The sequence below is a fragment of the Thermogemmatispora argillosa genome (genome assembly GCF_059696725.1).
Genome location: NZ_AP019377.1, coordinates 625,652 through 641,403, shown reverse-complemented (window position 1 = coordinate 641,403; position 15,752 = coordinate 625,652). Strand labels below are relative to the sequence as shown.

Annotated in this window: 12 protein-coding genes; 5 read left to right on the top strand and 7 right to left on the bottom strand. The window is 61.9% G+C overall.

The features are described from left to right. Positions 1–721 precede the first annotated feature (721 nt). Positions 722–1,624 carry an MIP/aquaporin family protein gene (locus AC6H1L_RS02645; protein ID WP_497600002.1) on the bottom strand — a complete coding sequence of 301 codons (903 nt, stop codon included), beginning with the start codon at positions 1,622–1,624 and terminating at the stop codon, positions 722–724. Between the two features lie 243 nt (positions 1,625–1,867). Further along, positions 1,868–3,370, bottom strand: a complete 1,503-nt coding sequence (glpK, locus tag AC6H1L_RS02640) for a glycerol kinase GlpK (protein ID WP_297164076.1) — start codon at positions 3,368–3,370, stop codon at positions 1,868–1,870. 981 nt (positions 3,371–4,351) lie between these two features. On the opposite strand from glpK, the gene AC6H1L_RS02635 reads away from it, so the two are divergent. Further along, positions 4,352–4,942, top strand: a complete 591-nt coding sequence (locus AC6H1L_RS02635) for a glycerol-3-phosphate responsive antiterminator (RefSeq protein ID WP_497600001.1) — start codon at positions 4,352–4,354, stop codon at positions 4,940–4,942. Between the two features lie 110 nt (positions 4,943–5,052). Here AC6H1L_RS02635 and AC6H1L_RS02630 read toward each other — a convergent pair whose 3' ends face one another. The 5 genes from AC6H1L_RS02630 to AC6H1L_RS02610 all read right to left on the bottom strand — a co-directional run bounded on the left by AC6H1L_RS02630 (position 5,053) and on the right by AC6H1L_RS02610 (position 9,946). Further along, positions 5,053–5,520 (bottom strand): hypothetical protein, encoded by a 468-nt coding sequence (locus AC6H1L_RS02630; protein ID WP_497600000.1) that lies wholly within the window; start codon positions 5,518–5,520, stop codon positions 5,053–5,055. Between the two features lie 184 nt (positions 5,521–5,704). After that, entirely contained in the window at positions 5,705–6,190 is a 486-nt protein-coding gene (locus AC6H1L_RS02625) for a hypothetical protein (RefSeq protein ID WP_497599999.1), read from the bottom strand. A 324-nt stretch (positions 6,191–6,514) separates the two neighbouring features. After that, positions 6,515–7,009, bottom strand: coding sequence for a PTS sugar transporter subunit IIA (locus AC6H1L_RS02620; RefSeq protein WP_497599998.1), 495 nt, complete (start codon positions 7,007–7,009; stop codon positions 6,515–6,517). Positions 7,010–7,183: 174 nt separating this feature from the next. Then, on the bottom strand, positions 7,184–8,785 hold the full coding sequence (locus AC6H1L_RS02615) for a PTS transporter subunit EIIC (RefSeq protein WP_497599997.1): 1,602 nt from the start codon (positions 8,783–8,785) through the stop codon (positions 7,184–7,186). A gap of 477 nt (positions 8,786–9,262) precedes the next feature. Further along, positions 9,263–9,946 carry a zinc ribbon domain-containing protein gene (locus AC6H1L_RS02610; protein WP_497599996.1) on the bottom strand — a complete coding sequence of 228 codons (684 nt, stop codon included), beginning with the start codon at positions 9,944–9,946 and terminating at the stop codon, positions 9,263–9,265. A gap of 1,010 nt (positions 9,947–10,956) precedes the next feature. Here AC6H1L_RS02610 and AC6H1L_RS02605 point away from each other — a divergent pair. From AC6H1L_RS02605 to AC6H1L_RS02590, 4 genes are all read left to right on the top strand, one after another. Next, complete coding sequence (locus AC6H1L_RS02605) at positions 10,957–12,159, top strand: extracellular solute-binding protein (RefSeq protein WP_497599995.1); 1,203 nt, start codon at positions 10,957–10,959, stop codon at positions 12,157–12,159. 239 nt (positions 12,160–12,398) lie between these two features. Further along, positions 12,399–13,343: an ABC transporter permease gene (locus AC6H1L_RS02600; protein ID WP_497599994.1), complete on the top strand. Its 945-nt coding sequence runs from the start codon at positions 12,399–12,401 to the stop codon at positions 13,341–13,343. A gap of 29 nt (positions 13,344–13,372) precedes the next feature. Further along, positions 13,373–14,332, top strand: coding sequence for an ABC transporter permease (locus AC6H1L_RS02595; protein WP_497599993.1), 960 nt, complete (start codon positions 13,373–13,375; stop codon positions 14,330–14,332). A gap of 60 nt (positions 14,333–14,392) precedes the next feature. Continuing rightward, positions 14,393–15,598, top strand: coding sequence for an ABC transporter ATP-binding protein (locus tag AC6H1L_RS02590; protein ID WP_497599992.1), 1,206 nt, complete (start codon positions 14,393–14,395; stop codon positions 15,596–15,598). Positions 15,599–15,752 lie beyond the last annotated feature (154 nt).

Genomic DNA, 15,752 nt, shown 5'->3' with positions numbered 1-15,752 from the left:
AGGATGAGCGCCTTGCGTTCCGGGGCGAGAGAGAGACGCGCGGCCTCTCCACTCAGGTGCCTGTGCCTGCCGTGCCGGCGTGGTACCGAACCGTGTCTTGCCGGGCAATCCCCCATTGCCCGGGCAGTGGCAGGACCCATCGGAGGAAGCGAGACGCAGCGGAGGCAAGCGACTGGGTCCTGCACTCACTCTCCTCTCTTGCATAAAGCATGCCTATAACTGTGCTCTGCCATACGCATGCCCCTCTCAACGACCCCTACCCATTTTTGTCGTTCATAGTGTGTTACACAGGAAAACTCTGTGCTACACTGAAACCTCTGCTCACCCTGTTTCAATGTTCTACCGAAAAGCTCCACAAAAAGCGCCTGTGTCGATTGAACCTCGGCCTTCACGGAAGATAAATCCCAGACGAACCAGCCCCGCGCACGCTAACCATGCGCGCAGCGTCAACTCTCACACCTTCCGTCCATTCATGACCCAGTGGGCAGCCGCGAGCCAGCCACAGCGAGCCGCCTGCCCGGACCGGGCGCCGGCGGCCTCCCTCAGCGCATCTCCCCCTCAAAAGACACAGTGGCGGCGGAGAGGAAGGCTAACCAACGCCTTTCTCCCCGCCGCCGCGCAAAGCAGAAGCCGAAGCGCCTCAGAGAGCACCGTATGAATGAGCAGGCGGACAACAGCAAGACCAGCAAGAGCGGTCTAGTCGCTGCGCCGCAGCCGGCCCTTACTCCGCCTCGCTGGGCACGCGCACCGCCTCGCCCTTGGTCTCCGCCGTCCCTGACTTCGTCATACCGCGGGCCTCCAGCACCTTGCCGATCGTAAAGTCGTAGATGAAAGCACCGACCACACCGCCGAGCAGCGGCGCCACAATGGGAATCCAGAAGTAGTAATTATTGGCCGACAGGCTGGCCCCACCGCTCACGAGGGCGATCCACAAGCGGGGACCGAAGTCGCGGGCTGGATTAATCGCATAACCCGTATTCAAGCCGAAGGAAGCACCGATCGCCACCACCAGCAGGCCAATGATCAGCGGATTCAAATTAGCCTGCACCGGCTGATTGCGCCCGTCGGTGATTGCGAAGATCAGGCCTACCAGCAGGGCCGTACCCACGAACTCATCGCAGAAGGCCCCGAACGTCCCCACGAACGGCTTGGGAGACGTATAGAACACGCCGCCGTAGCCATTGGGATCGGCGATCTGCCCGATGGTCAAGTGATTGAGCGACAGGGCATGCACCAGCGCCCCTTGATAGACGAAGTAGAGAATAGCAGCAGCGACAAAACCACCGAGCACCTGCGCGACCCAATAAGGGACCACCTTGCTCCAATCGAACTTGCCGCGAACGGCCAGCGCCAGCGTCACCGCCGGATTGAGGTGAGCGCCACTGATTGCCCCAGCCACATAGATGCCCAGCATCACCGCCAGGCCCCACCCGAGGATAATGACGATCCATTCATTAGCGAAGGGCGTCGCCGCATTGTTCGCCCCGATATTCGTAAAGAGGGCGAAAGTGGCCACGCAGCCATCGCCGAAGAGCAAAAGGATCATCGTGCCGAAAAACTCGGCGAGGCATTCTCCCCACAGGCCCGCAAGCACTGAGGGCCTGCTTGTAAATTGACGGGCCATTGATCCAAACTCCTTTGTCACTCAGAGAGATAGGAAGAAGAAGGAAAAGAAAGACAAGCATGAGCGAGACAGGCCAGGCCATCCGCCGCGGAGCGGGGCGCAAGCGTGGGCGCGAGCGGCAAGCGTACCCGGCGGATGGCTGGCTGAGCAGCGGGCAAGCCGAGCCTGCACTGACCAACCAGGCGAGGCGAAACTTGCCCGCCCCACCACTCGACGAGAGAGGCCCGAGCCGAAGCGCGGCGGCTAGGCCGAAGCGGGCCGCTCCCACTGCAGCGAGCGCTCCACCGCCCGTTTCCAGCCGGCATAGAGCGCATCGCGCTGATCGGCGCTCATCTGCGGCTCAAAAGTACGGTCGACCGCCCATTGCTCGGCTACCTCCTGCTGGCTGCTCCAGAAACCGGTAGCCAGACCGGCCAGATACGCGGCCCCCAGGGCCGTCGTCTCGGCCACCTTCGGGCGCTGCACTGGCACTCCCAGAATATCGGCCTGGAACTGCATCAGCAGATTATTGACCACAGCGCCGCCATCGACACGCAGCGCCTTCACGCGCACGCCGCTATCCGCCGTCATCGCCTCCAGCACATCGCGCGTCTGGTAGCACATCGACTCCAGGGTCGCGCGCGCAATATGAGCGATGCTCGACCCGCGCGTCAGGCCCACGATCGTCCCACGCGCATAGGGGTCCCAATAGGGCGCGCCCAGACCGACGAAGGCCGGCACCAGATAGACGCCCCCATTATCGGGCACCGACATCGCCAGTTGCTCCACATCGCTGCTCGACGCGATAGCGCGCAGCCCATCGCGCAGCCACTGCACCGCAGCCCCTGTAATGAAGATGCTCCCCTCAAGGGCATAGGTCGTCTGACCATTGATGCGCCAGGCGATCGTTGTCAGCAGACCATTCTTTGAGGCCACCCCGCGGTCGCCGGTATTCATCAGCATAAAGCTACCGGTGCCGTAGGTATTCTTCGCCATACCGACCTCGAAACACGCCTGACCGAAGGTCGCCGCCTGCTGGTCGCCGGCCACACCAGCGATCTTGATCGGCCCGCCGAAGAACTCCGGGTCGGTCTCGCCGTAGACCGTGCTCGACGGCATCACCTGGGGCAGCATAGCCCGGGGGACGCCCAGCTCCTTGAGGATCACATCATCCCAGTCGCCCGTGTAGATGTTGTAGAGCATCGTGCGCGAGGCGTTGGTGGCATCGGTCACATGGACGCGACCCTTGGTGAGGCGCCAGATCAGGAAAGTGTCGACATTGCCAAAGAGCACCTCACCGCGCTCAGCCTTCTCGCGAACGCCGGGCACATTATCCAGAATCCATTTGACCTTTGTGCCCGAGAAATAGGCATCGGTCACCAGCCCGGTGCGCTGGCGGATCTCGCTATCAAAGCCCTTGGCCTTCAGCTCATCGCAGATAGGAGCGGTCAGGCGGCTCTGCCAAACGATGGCGTTAAACACTGGCTTGCCGGTGGCCTTCTCCCAGACGAGTGTGGTCTCGCGCTGGTTGGTAATGCCGATGGCGGCGATATCGGCGGCGCTGGCCCCGGCCTTGTGCAGGGCCTCCTGAGCAACGCTGAGCTGGCTGGACCAGATGGCCTCGGGATCATGCTCGACCAGCCCCGGGGCCGGATAAATCTGCGGGAATTCTTTCTGTGCGAGGCTGACGACCGCGCCGTCGTGATTGAAGACGATGGCGCGCGAACTGGTAGTGCCCTGGTCAAGGGCGAGGACGTACTTCGCCATAGGTAGACAAGCCCTTTCTTGTTGCTGTGACGTCTTCCGTTGTCCAAAGGCAATTGGCCAGACTGGACGCCGCGCCGCTCTCGCCGCGGAACGGACCGCCGCGTCCGTAGCTTCCAGAAGCCTCCAGAAGCTTCCAGAAGTCTCCGGGATGTCCCAGGCTATCCGAGGGCATCCGGGCACGCTACCCGCCTGCTGAACCTGCCGCCAGACTGACTGGCTCACGCCAGGCAACGGCGGCGGGCAGGCTGGCCACTGGGCCACACGACTGCTGGCAACACTGCCATTGACCCATGCTTCGCTGCGCCTGACCTGTGCTGCTGCTGCTACCTAGTCTCCTGCTCCTGTCTTGACGTGACAGATCCCCCTCGCCGGGTAGGCCTCTCTGCCGGCTGTCCGCTTGCTTGCAGACCGGCTCGCTCCGCGTGCCTCCCTGAGCGGACGGCGCCCTCCGGGCCAGACGCCCCCGCCATCGCTGGCGCCCTCCTCGGGAATCGATTGTTAATCGAAGGGGCAGCGCCAACAGTGACGGGCAAGCTCTGCCAGCCAGGAGCAAAAGAAAAAAGTCCCAAGCCGTGTTGTTCACACTGGCTCAGGACTTTTCAGATCACTGTCCTGTCAAATTCTATATTTAGTTGTCTCGTGGTTGCTACAATGGTAGCAGCACAGGCCGGCTAATGACCCGTGCCTTGCTTATAATATAGTTAACCCACCCTGCTTTGTCAAGTACCGAATTGCTGACCGCTCGTCTACGCAGGCCCTGGCCGGTGGCGGGGGACAGGGAGGCGTGGCTGACCAACAGCGGGGGAGGTTGAGAGAGACCGGAAAGGAAGAGCGCCACCATCGGGTGGGCGGGCGAGCGCTTCGCGCCGGGCCTCAAGCCGGTTCACGCTAGACAAAGCGGCTGTGCTCTGACTATAATAACAATAACAGTGGATTACTGCTAGAAGATATTGAGGGACGGTCCTCTTGTTGCACCGAGGCGTGTATACGCAAGCAGCCCTGGAAATCATGCGCCTGGCGCGCCGCTACCCTGTGGCGGCGGCCCTTAAATCTGAGGAGGACATGCGCCTTGCTCTAGAGGCGGATGCTCCTCTGCTCTTCCTGCTGAAAGGCGATGCCTTCCAGCTTGCTCCCTTTGTCGAGGAAGCGCGCCGCCGAGGCAAGCGCGTCGTGGTGCATGTCGACCTGGTCAGCGGCATCGGCAAGGACCGCGCCGGTATCCAATATCTACACCAGATCGGCATCGATGCCATCATCACCAGTAAGTCGCAACTGGTGACGGCGGCGCGTGCCGAGGGGCTGATCACCATTCAGCGCCTGCTCCTGCTCGACGACTCCGGCCTTGAAAAGGGTGTTCGCACCATTGCCCATGCTGGCCCCGACCTCGTTGAGGTGCTGCCCGGCATCATGTTCCCCGAAGTAGCCGCCACCCTGCGGCGCCTGCTGCCCGGCCCCTTCATCGCTGGCGGTTTCATCCGCACCGCCGAAGATGTTGCCCGCGTCCAGCAGGCCGGAGCCATCCTCAGTAGCAGCAGCACGTATAGCCTCTGGCGCAACCTCTCCCTGGCCTGAGCTGGGAGAGCATGGCCAGCGCTCTCCTCTTCCCGTCTGCAAAGCCAGCCGGGGGCGCCAGGCAGCACGGGCCTGCCGAAGAAAAGAAGGGACGCACACCCATCGGGCGACTAAAAGGCTGGCCTTGCTGAGATCGACAGCGTGGCTGAACTCACGGCGGCTCTTCGTCGCCGCTGCCAGTTACGATGGACCAGCCAGAAGAAGAAAAGGACAATGGGCAGAGGCAGGCCGGGGATGTCGATGAGCGCTTTGTTTCCCCAGCTATTCTTCTGACGAATACTACCCACAGTCTCGCCGTTCTGCTCTAGCAGGTAGGTCCCCCACTTCCAAAATGACTGCGGGCGCAATCTATAGTACTGACCCAAATAGTAAGCGTCAATGTGCTTCTTAAAGTAGTAGGTCTGCGCCTGTGCCAGGAGCGTGCCATCCGCCAGGCAGAGAATAAACGGCCCCATCCAGCCGAAGCGCCGAATACTATACGTCTGGTCTTCCGCTGTGGTGATAATGGCCTCTGGGCGAAAGAACCTTCTCTGGATCTCTGCAAGCTCCTGCCCATCCTGACGGATGACATAGGTCATGCTTGAATACCAATGGCGTGGTGCAGCTTCTAGCATGGCAGATGTTCCCTTGCCTGCTTGCTCGTGGCCGCGTGTCTGTTCTTGCTCTGCCTTTGAAGCCTTCTGCGAGGAGAGAGGAAAGAGCCACGGACTGCCTGCCTGTCTGTCTGCCTGCCGACCTCTGCCCGACCCGTGCCCTGCTCGCTCACATAGCTCCGCCGCCAGCGTCGCGCCCCTGAGTATGTATGATGACCAGCCAGAAAACAAAGAGGATCAATGGCAGGGGAAGATCAGGTACATCAAGCACAGCTTTCCGAAGCCACCAGAGGCGCCGCATCTGCGGGCGGATCGTCCCAACGATGGTGCCATTGCGCTCTAAAACAAAGGTCTGGGCCAGCGGTCGCCTGGGACGCAGGCGATAGCCATGCTCATCTCCGCCATAAGAGATGGACCATTGACGTCCAAACCCCGACCCTGAAGGCTGGGCCTGCGCCATCAAAGAGCCATTGACCTCCAGCAGATAGGTCTGAATCAGACCGTAGCGCCCGCGGCGCACGGCCTGCGAACGTCCTACGACCGTCAGGCCGTCCACCCGGCAGGATAGCGCAGGGCCAATTTCGGCCAACAGCGTACCATCCCGGAAAAGACGATAACTGTTTGACCAGCGCGCCCCTGGAAGCGCTTCAAGCATGACTGGCTCAAACTCCTCTCTGCCTGACGGCGCGAAAGACCAACCCACGCTTGAGACGAGCTAGCTAGCTGACCGGTCCCTCCCTGGCCGTCTTCTCCGTCTTTCTTGTCTATCTGCCAGAGACCGGCGGGCTTTGGTCCCTGGCGGGCGAGCAGCATCATGGCCGAGAACCAACCAGGAGCCAAAGCCGCAACAGCGGCGCAGCGCGTCGCCATTGCTCGACGCAGGTCGATCTGTGTTCATTGCGCATCCTTGAGTTTCTTTCCTATTTTGAGGATAGACTCTTCAACAGGCTCTTGTCAAGAGAATAGTGGATCAAATTCTTTACAGCGAACGCTTGACCACAAAGAGCATATCTTGCCCGGCCTGGACCGTGCCACTGGCGCGCCGGACCAGGGTTCCGCTGCCGCTAAAGACCACGGGACTGAGCAGGCTCTTCCCCCGGGCTGCAATGCGAGCGCGATCGAAGCGTACCACCGGCGTGCCGGCCTCGACGCGGTCGCCTTCCTGAGCCAGGAGCGTAAAGCCGTCGCCGGCCAGCTCTACCGTATCGAGGCCCAGGTGAACGATCACGGCGGCCTCCTCCTCACGGTCCTCGGGACCAGCGGCGATCACAAACGCATGGCCGCCCGGAAAGAGGCGCACCAGCCTGCCACTAATAGGGGCAAGCGCAACGCTGCCCCACGGCTCAATGGCCAGGCCATCGCCGACCAGCTTCTGAGCGAAGACCTCATCAGGTACCCGCTCTAACGGCACTACCTGGCCATCGAGTGGGGCCAGAATCACTAACTCACTCTTGTGCAGATGTAAGCTCCTCACAGCAGCTCTCCTCGCTTCACTTACGGATCGCTCCAGGGTATATGTTGATCTGACTAACTCAGAGCAAAGGCTGAGCGCAGAGCGGGCAGCCTTTGCTCAAGCGCTGCCCGCTCACGAGAGAGATCAACCAGGCTGCCGCTTCGCTTCAGCGCCTGCTCTTCGGCTATTTCTGGCTCATCCCTGTGGCTCGCCCGGCGCGACCGGAGGAACAGCGGCCTGCTCCTGCTCGCTGCCGCCCTCCTTCATGAGCTGTTTCATGCGGCTGGCCAGACGATCGGACTGTGTGCCCATCACTACTTGGACGATCTTGCCGTGCCGGATGACGCCGGCGGCGCCCAGGCTCTTGAGACGAGCCTCATCGATACGCCCTGGCTCGTTGATAAAGAGACGCAGGCGTGTAATGCAGCCCTCAACGCTCTCGACGTTTCCCTTGCCGCCCAGGGCTGCCAGCAGCTCCGCCGCCAGGCGCTCATCGGCATCGCCTGCCTTACCGCCTGACTCTGCCGTCGCTCCCGCTTCTGCTATCACTCGCCCCGGACGCGGACCGCGCTGGCTCTCGGGCAGAATCCAATCGCTGCGGCTGTCTGTCGCGGTGCTGCCTCGCCCGGGCGTCGCCAGGTTAAAGCGCTTAATACAGAAACTGAAGATAAAATAGTATATCACGGCGTAGAGCAGCCCGATCGGCAGGAGCAGCAGGGGATGGGTCGTATTCGCCTTGCTGAAATTGATCAAGTAGTCGATCAAGCCGGCGGAGAAGGTAAAGCCAATATGGATGCCGAGGGCGGTACAGATGGCCAGGGCCGTACCGGTGAGCAGGGCATGGATCAGGAACAGCCCAGGAGCTACAAAGAGAAAGGCGAATTCAATGGGTTCGGTGACGCCTGTGAGAAAGGAGGTCAGGGCGGCGGAAAGCAAGATGCCGGCGGCCAGGCGCGGATACTGGGCGCGGCGGATCATCGCCAGACAGGCCGCAGGCAGGCCAAACATCATGATCGGGAAGAAGCCAGCCATGAAATTGCCCGCCGTCGGATCGCCGGCAAAGTAGCGGTTCAGGTCGCCGGTCACAATACCGTGATCTGTGTGGTAGGTGCCAAGCTGGAGCCAGACGTAGGTATTCAGCACGTGGTGCAGACCGAAGGGGATCAGCAGCCGATTGAGGCAACCGTAGATGCCGGTCCCGATTGGTCCGAGGGCAACGATGCCCTGGCCGACGGCGTTGATGGCCCCCTGGATCGGTGGCCAGATCAGGCCGAAGATTGCCCCAAGCACCAGCGTCACCAGGGCCGTGATGATGGGGACGAAGCGCTTTCCTCCAAAGAAGGCCAGGTAGTCTGGCAGGCGAATATCGTGAAAGCGCCGATAGAGGCCGGCGGTGACCAGGCCGACGAGAATGCCAGAGAAAACCCCCATTGAGATCGAGGGGTCAGGGGCACCGTGCACTTGGGGAATGATGGCGTTGAAGACGCCGGTGAAGACCAGGTAGCCGACCAGTCCAGCCAGCGCGGCTGCTCCCTCGCCTCCGGTGAGGCCGATCGTAATGCCCACGGCAAAGATCAGCGAGAGGTTGGAGAAGACGGCATTACCCGCCGCCGCCATCCAGGGCAGGTTCAGCAGGTCCGCTTGCCCGAAACGCAGCAGCAAACCTGCCGCCGGGAGCACGGCGATGGGGAGCATGAGCGAGCGCCCAATGCTCTGCAGTGCGCCTAAGATGCGATCCAGGCCGCTGGGAGGGGTGGAGGGGATAACGCCAGAGGGTGAGGGATTTGCGACACGCATGACCTTTTCTCCTCTCTTGAAGAGACAGGTTCATCCTATGCGAGGACGTTTATGCGTATACTATACCCGCCAGACGTCCATTCGTCAAGTCATCTATACCACATCATGCGCCCTCTAGCGGGCAGGCAAGGTGTATGCGGGCTGCCACCGGCAGCCAGGATGATGCTGGCTGGACGGTCACGGTTGCCAGCTCCTTGAGCAGGCTGGGGCGAAGCGGACGGCCTGCCCCGGCGGGTCGCACGGCTCTCGCGAACGGTCGAGGAGCGACCCACTCCGTTCATTGCTGACCAGAGCGCTATCGTCGAGCGACGGTCTTGTCGGGACGGTGTTCTCAGCGAGCGTACCGGCATAGCCTGGACGCGAGGCGGAGGAGGTCCGGCCACTGGGCAGGCAAGCCTCACCCGGGCCGGGCCAGCGGCTTGCCTGTGGTGACAGCGCTGCTCGGCCTGGCCCAGCGCGAGCAGCGCCCGGGGCAGCTTATACCTCGTGCCCCGACTCTTTGGGCGGTACGTTGGCGCTGGCTGGGGCAGTCAGCGGGGCGCCGCAGTTGCCGCAGAAGCGGGCAGCGACCACACGCTCGTTGCAGCTTCCACAGGTCACCAGCTCGTGCCCGGCGACTGACGCGGCCTGGACGGGCTGAGGCTGCTGGAGAGCGGTGCCACAGAGATGGCACTGTTGAGCGGCTTCATCGTTCATGGCGCCGCAGCGTGTGCAGTAGAGACCATGCAGACTGCTGCTACTGGTGCGCGTCGCCTGGGCCTGGGCGCAGTAGGTTTCGATGGCCTGCCAGACATCCTGATAAAAGCTGAAAGCTCCAATCCCCCGAATAAGAGGAAATATCAGGAGCGGCGGGAAGAATAAGGCCCCCCAGAGGATGCCAGTCAGCGGGGCTTGAAGCCAGTGGCTTTGACCAACGCTCACACTAATCCCGTCGGGCAGGCGTGAAATGCTGACGCCAAGGGCGGCGCGCAGGCGTCCACTCCAGGAGCCGGCTTGCGCGATCTGGACCAGCACGTGATCGCCCTGGCCAACCTTCTGGGCGATGGTACTCAAGGGGCTGCCGCCCCAACCGAGATAGGTATAGTTCTGGCCAAAGGTCTGCACCAGGTAATCAGCAAGGCCGTCCGGGGAGAGGTTGCCGCGGTAGATGCGTTGTTCCATACAGGTTGCTCCTCCTTTGCGTAGGAACTGTTAGCGTTAGGGGTGGAAGCGTGAAGTGAACGTTGAGACAGCAAGGGAACGCGGGGTACACAAGGTAGTCTCAGCTGAGCAGCGCCGCCATCCTCTGCCTGGTTGAGCCTGAGACCGTAACGCGACCCGGTGGCTGTGAGGCTCCAGGCGAGCGGCAAAGGACATCTGCAAGGACAGGCAGGCCTGGATGTGGATAGAGGGAACTGCACAAGAGAGGGAAGTCGGGAGGAGCATGAAAGACAGCAGGCAGGTCGCTCTCTGCCTACCGAGGCGAGGCAAGGCAGGACCTTCAATACGCCTGCTTGTTGGTATTGCGGGGCCACTAGTGTCGACAAGGGCTATCCTCCCGGGCGAGGACCCAAGCGTGTCTGCACTCAGCTGGCTGCCGTGACAGCGCAGACAGCAAGCCTGCGCTGCTGCTCGTCTGCTAACAAAGCGATCGACCGTAGAAGACGAGAGCTATAACCTGGTCTCTGCTCCTTTATCTCTCCTGACCAGACCTGGCAGTCTATTATCTATGATACCAGAGAATGAGCGATAGATCAATTATCTCATCTGGTTTCGGTCTTCTCCTGCGCTGCTCCCCGTTCAGGAGAAGAACCGATCTGAGAAAGCCGACTGGCCTGCTCAGACTCCCCAAAATATAACCAGCCGTTAACCTGGACTACCTCAACCATTAACCTCCTCTTAGCATAGGCACTCTACCATGAAGAAGCGTGAAGAGAGCAAGCTTGCGAAGAGACAGGAGAAGAGGCCACATCGCCAGGCCAGGCCTGACCTGACCTTGGGCCAGGCGTATGGCGAGCTGACTGGCTCTTGCTGTCTCTCCGTGCGTCTATAGAGGCTTGTGACCGTGTCACGAGGGCAAAGGGATGACTGCCTGCCCACGCCGATGGTGGGCGGGCTTTCCTGCGCGGCCATTCTTCTCCGACTCTCCAGCTATCCAGGCAAGCAACGCTATCATCGGGAGGTAACCTTTTATGCGCCCTGAGCACAGCCGCGAACAGCAGCTGTTCACTGCCATCTTTGGCCAGCAAAGCCGACGCCACTTTCTCAGGCGTGCGGGCCTAGCCGGCCTATCGGCCAGCGCCCTGGCGACCATGCTTGAAGCCTGCGGAAGTGGCGGCGCCAGCACCAGCGCCACCACTGCTGGCGTGAACATGGCTGGCCCCATCGACATGCAGACGCTCATTGCCAACGCCAAAAAGGAGGGCCAACTGCAGGCCGTGGGCATCCCACCCGAGTGGGCCGACTACAGAGATATTCTGGCCGGCTACACGAGCCACTATGGTCTGCCCATCTCCTATAAGGCCGAGGCTGAATACTCCTCGGCCCAAGAACTGGAGGTCTTCAAGCAATCCAAAACGCGCCCTCACGGCGACATTGGCGATGTCGGCTTCAAATTTGGTCCGCTGGCTGTCCAACAGGGCCTGGTCGCCCCTTACAAGCATGCCCACTGGGACGACATCGACGCCAATCTCAAGGACCCCGACGGCTACTGGTGCACGGAATACTATGGCGCTCAGGCGTTTGTCATTAATACCGATCTCGTCAAGAAGCCACCGACCTCCTTCGCCGAGCTGCTGCGCGGCAACTATAAAAACATGGTGGGCATTGACGGCGACCCGCGCCAGGCGAACGATGCATTCCTGGCCGTCTTCGCCGCCGCCCTTGCCAACGGTGGCAGCCTGGACAACATTCAGCCGGGCATCGACTATTTCGCTCAACTGAAGAAGAGCGGCAATTTCACGGTGGCGCGCTCCAGCATTGCCAATATTTCGACGGGAGAGGTAGCGATCGCCGTGATGTGGGATTATCTCGGGCTAGGCTTCCGTGACCAGCTTGCCGGTAAGCCGCATCTGGAGGTCATCATTCCCTCCGATGGCTCGATCGCCGGCCCCTATGTCTCGGTGGTCAACAAGACGGCGCCCCATCCTTTCGCGGCCCGCCTCTGGATCGAATATATTTTCTCGGACGAAGGGCAGCTCTTCTATCTGAAAGGCTACGCACATCCGGCGCGCTATCAGAAGCTGGTCGCAGCCGGCAAAGTGCCCCAGGAGCTGGCGGCCAAGCTCCCGCCGGCTGAGCAGTATGCCAATGTCCGTTTCCCATCGCTGGCTCAGCTCAATGCGGCTTCGACACTGGTCAATAATAACTGGGGGCCGCAGGTACTCGGGGCATAAGGAGCTGAGCAAGCAGAGACAGCAGAAGATGGCGGCCGCTCACCGCCATGTCCGGCCCTGGCCTGGTCCTGCTTCCCGCCGTGATCGTCCAGGCCAGGGTAGCACCCTGGCGCGCAGCCCAGTGCGAGGAAGGTGCCCGGCCCGGCCTGCGTCCAGAGCAAGCAAACAAGGCCCAGAAGGAGCGGCTGTCTCAGAGAGCGCCTGAGCGGGGACAATAAGCGACAAGAGGGGAGGGATCAATGGTAACTCAAGTACCACGTGTGCAGGAAGAGCAGCTCACGACGCACGCCGCCGCAGCTTCTCAGGGCCAACGCAGGCGTCAAAGCGGGCTCCTGACTGCTCTGATCGCCTGGTCGACGCTTGTCCCCTTTTTGCTCTTCTGCCTGCTGTTTGAGCTTCTCCCGGTTGTGATCACCATTCAGGGCAGCCTCACCAATGGGGGGAGCGGCGGGCTGAGCCTGGCTAGCTATCAGCGGCTCTTTGCCCAAGCCAGCAATCTGCGCGCTTTTCAGAACAGCGTTGCGCTCTCGCTGGTGACGGCCCTCATCGGCGGCCTTGTGGGAGCGATTGCCGCCTATGGTCTGGCCAACCTGCGCCAGGGCTGGCTACGCAAGCTGCTGATCAGCTTCTGTAGTATTGCGGCCAACTTTGCCGGAGTCCCGCTGGCCTTTGCCTTCGTAGCGACGCTCGGCGTCACCGGCTTCGTGACGGTGGCTCTGCGCACCTGGCTGCATCTCGACCTCTACAGCATGGGTTTCAGCATCTACCAGTTCTGGGGTCTGGTGCTGGTCTATGTCTATTTCCAGCTCCCCCTGATGATCCTGGTCACGCTACCGGCCCTGGCGGGCTTGCGCCCGGAGTGGCGCGAGGCGGCTATCAATCTAGGGGCCTCCCCGGCGCAGTATTGGCGGCGCGTGGCGCTGCCCATTCTCTGGCCGTCCCTGGTGGCTGGTACCATGCTGCTCTTTGCAAATGCCTTTGGCGCTTTCGCCACAGCCTACGCTTTGGCCCAGGGTAACATCAATCTGGTGCCGATTCTGATCGATTTCCTGGTCAATGGTAACGTGACCGTCGACTTTGGCTTGGGCGACGCCCTTGCCGTTGGGATGATCGTGGTCCTGTTAGCCGCGGTCGTCATCTATACGACCATGCTCAGACGGGCCAGCCGCTGGCAGATCCGCTAGCCAGGCTGAACGCATCCAAGGAGGGAGGCATGCTGTCTATCTCGCGACGGCTAGGCAAGCAGAGACAGGGACCTGCAGGCCGGGGAATAGCGAGGCCTACGGAAAACGCGAAGCCAGAGCCGCGGGGCCGGCGAGGTGGAGCCTTGGGGGCCAGGCTGGTCCTGTTACTGGTGCTGCTCTATCTCCTGATTCCGCTCGGGGCAACGCTGGCCTTTGGCTTGAACAGCGGTCGCGGCTGGGGAGATCTCGCCCTCCTGGGCGCGGTCTTCGCCGACCCTGATTTCGGGCAGACGCTCCTGACATCGCTGGGCCTGGCGGTGACCAGCACGCTACTCGTGGTGCTCCTGCTGACGCCCACGGCCTATCAGGTACGGCTGCGCCTACCGCAGGCCCGGCCACTGCTTGAGGCCCTGGCCCTCTTGCCTTTTGCTGTGCCGCCCATTGTGCTTGGCACCGGACTGCTACAGGAATACAATGGGGCTGCTGCCAACAACCCCCTCGTAGCGCTGCTCTCCCTGGGCCTGGTTCCCTTACTCAGCAAGCTTGTGACGACGCTGGATGTTCCGCTTGTGCTCATCTGCGCCTATGTGGTGATTGCTCTGCCATTCGCCTATCGGGCGATCGACAACAGCCTGCAGGCCATTGAGGTCAAACTCCTGACCGAGGCGGCGGCCAGTCTGGGAGCCGGCTGGTGGCGAACGCTGCTGCTGGTCATCCTGCCCAATATCTGGCCAGGGATTCTGACAGCTTCCCTGCTGACCTTCTCGACAGTCATGGGCGAGTTGACGCTAGCCAGCCTCTTTAACAGCTATACCTTCCCGATCTATCTCGATATGACCGGGCAGAATGATCCTCATCGTGCGGCCCTGTTGGCCGTGCTCAGTTTTCTCCTGACCCTGCTGTGTGTCTTGGGCATGGCGCTGGCGACGCGCCCGCGCATGGGTCGGGCCACCCTTTCGGGCCAGATCGAGGGGGCCAGTCTGCGCTAGCTCGGCTGAGCGAGCCGGCTGATCTCAGTAAGCATGACATACGTAGTAAGGATGAAGCGCATGGCTTTTCTAGAACTGCAGGAGCTGACAAAATCCTTTGGGAGAACGCGGGCCGTCGATGGCGTTTCGTTGGCGGTGGAACAGGGCGAGTTCGTGACGCTGCTGGGACCAAGCGGCTGTGGCAAAACCACTATCTTGCGCCTGATCGCCGGTTTTGAGCAGCCCGATGCCGGGCGCATCCTGCTCGATGGCGATGAGATCACAGCGCGCCCGGCCAACCGGCGCCCGATGGGCATGGTCTTTCAGTCGTACGCCCTCTTTCCACATCTGACCGCGGAGCAGAACGTGGCCTTTGGCCTGCGCCTCAAACGCTTGCCGTCTGCCGAGGTGCGCCGGCGCAGCCGGGAGCTGCTCGCTCTTGTAGGACTGGCTGAGCGGGCGCGCCACTATCCGCATCAGCTCTCAGGTGGTCAACAGCAGCGCGTGGCTCTGGCGCGGGCGCTGGCCATCGAACCCAAAGTCCTGCTGCTCGACGAGCCACTGTCGGCCCTAGATGCGGCGGTGCGCGTGACCTTGCGCGAAGAGATCCGGCGCATTCAGCAGCAGCTTACGATGACCGTTATCTACGTGACCCACGATCAAGAAGAGGCCTTGGCCATCTCCGACCGCATCGCCGTTATGGTCCGTGGACGCCTGGAGCAGCTTGGCACGCCCGAGGAGATCTATCGCCGACCGCGCACGGCCTTTGTGGCTGGCTTTGTGGGGACCAGCAACCGGCTAAGGGCCCGCCTCGAGCGTGCTGCAGAAGGAAGCTGCCTGGCTCATGGCCTGCGCCTGCGGGTGACGCCGCAGCCCGAGCTAGCCGATGGCACCTCTGTTTTGCTGGTGGTGCGTCCAGAACAGGTGACCCTGCGTCCGGCTGATGATGGGCAGGCTGCCAGCGCGGCAGCTCAGGGAGAAGAGGAGAATACGCTCTTGGGCTGCGTCGAGCTGCGCACCTTTCTGGGGGCCATCACGCGCTTTCGGGTGCGCACTGACGGGGGACAGCTCTTCACTGTCGACCGGCCTGCAGTCGAGGCCGGTCCCCTGCTGCCTGGGCAGCGGGTGGCCCTTTCTTTCCCGCCCGATGCTTGCCTGGTGCTGCCGCTCAGCGAAAGCGAAGCGGAGCCTTTCTCTGGGAGCGAGTCGCGCCCGGCGGAGTCACTGACTGAGAGAGCGGGTCAGCACGGCGTACGCCAGCCGGAGCCTGCTGGTGAGCGGGGCTAAATTTCGCGGGCCACCAGGCCAGTGAGCCACTGGGGAGAACAGCGCCAGCACAGGGAGAACCGTGGAGAGAGGTACGCGCCTGAAGAGGCGGCCTCCCTCCACGATTGCGGCGGGCCAGGAGGAGCGAGCAGACAAGCGAGCGACAGTGACCCTG

What these genes read in the sequence shown, in the direction of transcription:
- AC6H1L_RS02600 (WP_497599994.1), top strand. Translation starts at nt 12,399, where the DNA reads ATGGTAACTCAAGTACCACGTGTGCAGGAAGAGCAGCTCACGACGCAC.
- AC6H1L_RS02615 (WP_497599997.1), bottom strand. Translation starts at nt 8,785, where the DNA reads ATGCGTGTCGCAAATCCCTCACCCTCTGGCGTTATCCCCTCCACCCCT.
- AC6H1L_RS02610 (WP_497599996.1), bottom strand. Translation starts at nt 9,946, where the DNA reads ATGGAACAACGCATCTACCGCGGCAACCTCTCCCCGGACGGCCTTGCT.
- AC6H1L_RS02590 (WP_497599992.1), top strand. Translation starts at nt 14,393, where the DNA reads ATGGCTTTTCTAGAACTGCAGGAGCTGACAAAATCCTTTGGGAGAACG.
- AC6H1L_RS02645 (WP_497600002.1), bottom strand. Translation starts at nt 1,624, where the DNA reads ATGGCCCGTCAATTTACAAGCAGGCCCTCAGTGCTTGCGGGCCTGTGG.
- AC6H1L_RS02625 (WP_497599999.1), bottom strand. Translation starts at nt 6,190, where the DNA reads ATGCTTGAAGCGCTTCCAGGGGCGCGCTGGTCAAACAGTTATCGTCTT.
- AC6H1L_RS02605 (WP_497599995.1), top strand. Translation starts at nt 10,957, where the DNA reads ATGCGCCCTGAGCACAGCCGCGAACAGCAGCTGTTCACTGCCATCTTT.
- AC6H1L_RS02630 (WP_497600000.1), bottom strand. Translation starts at nt 5,520, where the DNA reads ATGACCTATGTCATCCGTCAGGATGGGCAGGAGCTTGCAGAGATCCAG.
- AC6H1L_RS02595 (WP_497599993.1), top strand. Translation starts at nt 13,373, where the DNA reads ATGCTGTCTATCTCGCGACGGCTAGGCAAGCAGAGACAGGGACCTGCA.
- glpK (WP_297164076.1), bottom strand. Translation starts at nt 3,370, where the DNA reads ATGGCGAAGTACGTCCTCGCCCTTGACCAGGGCACTACCAGTTCGCGC.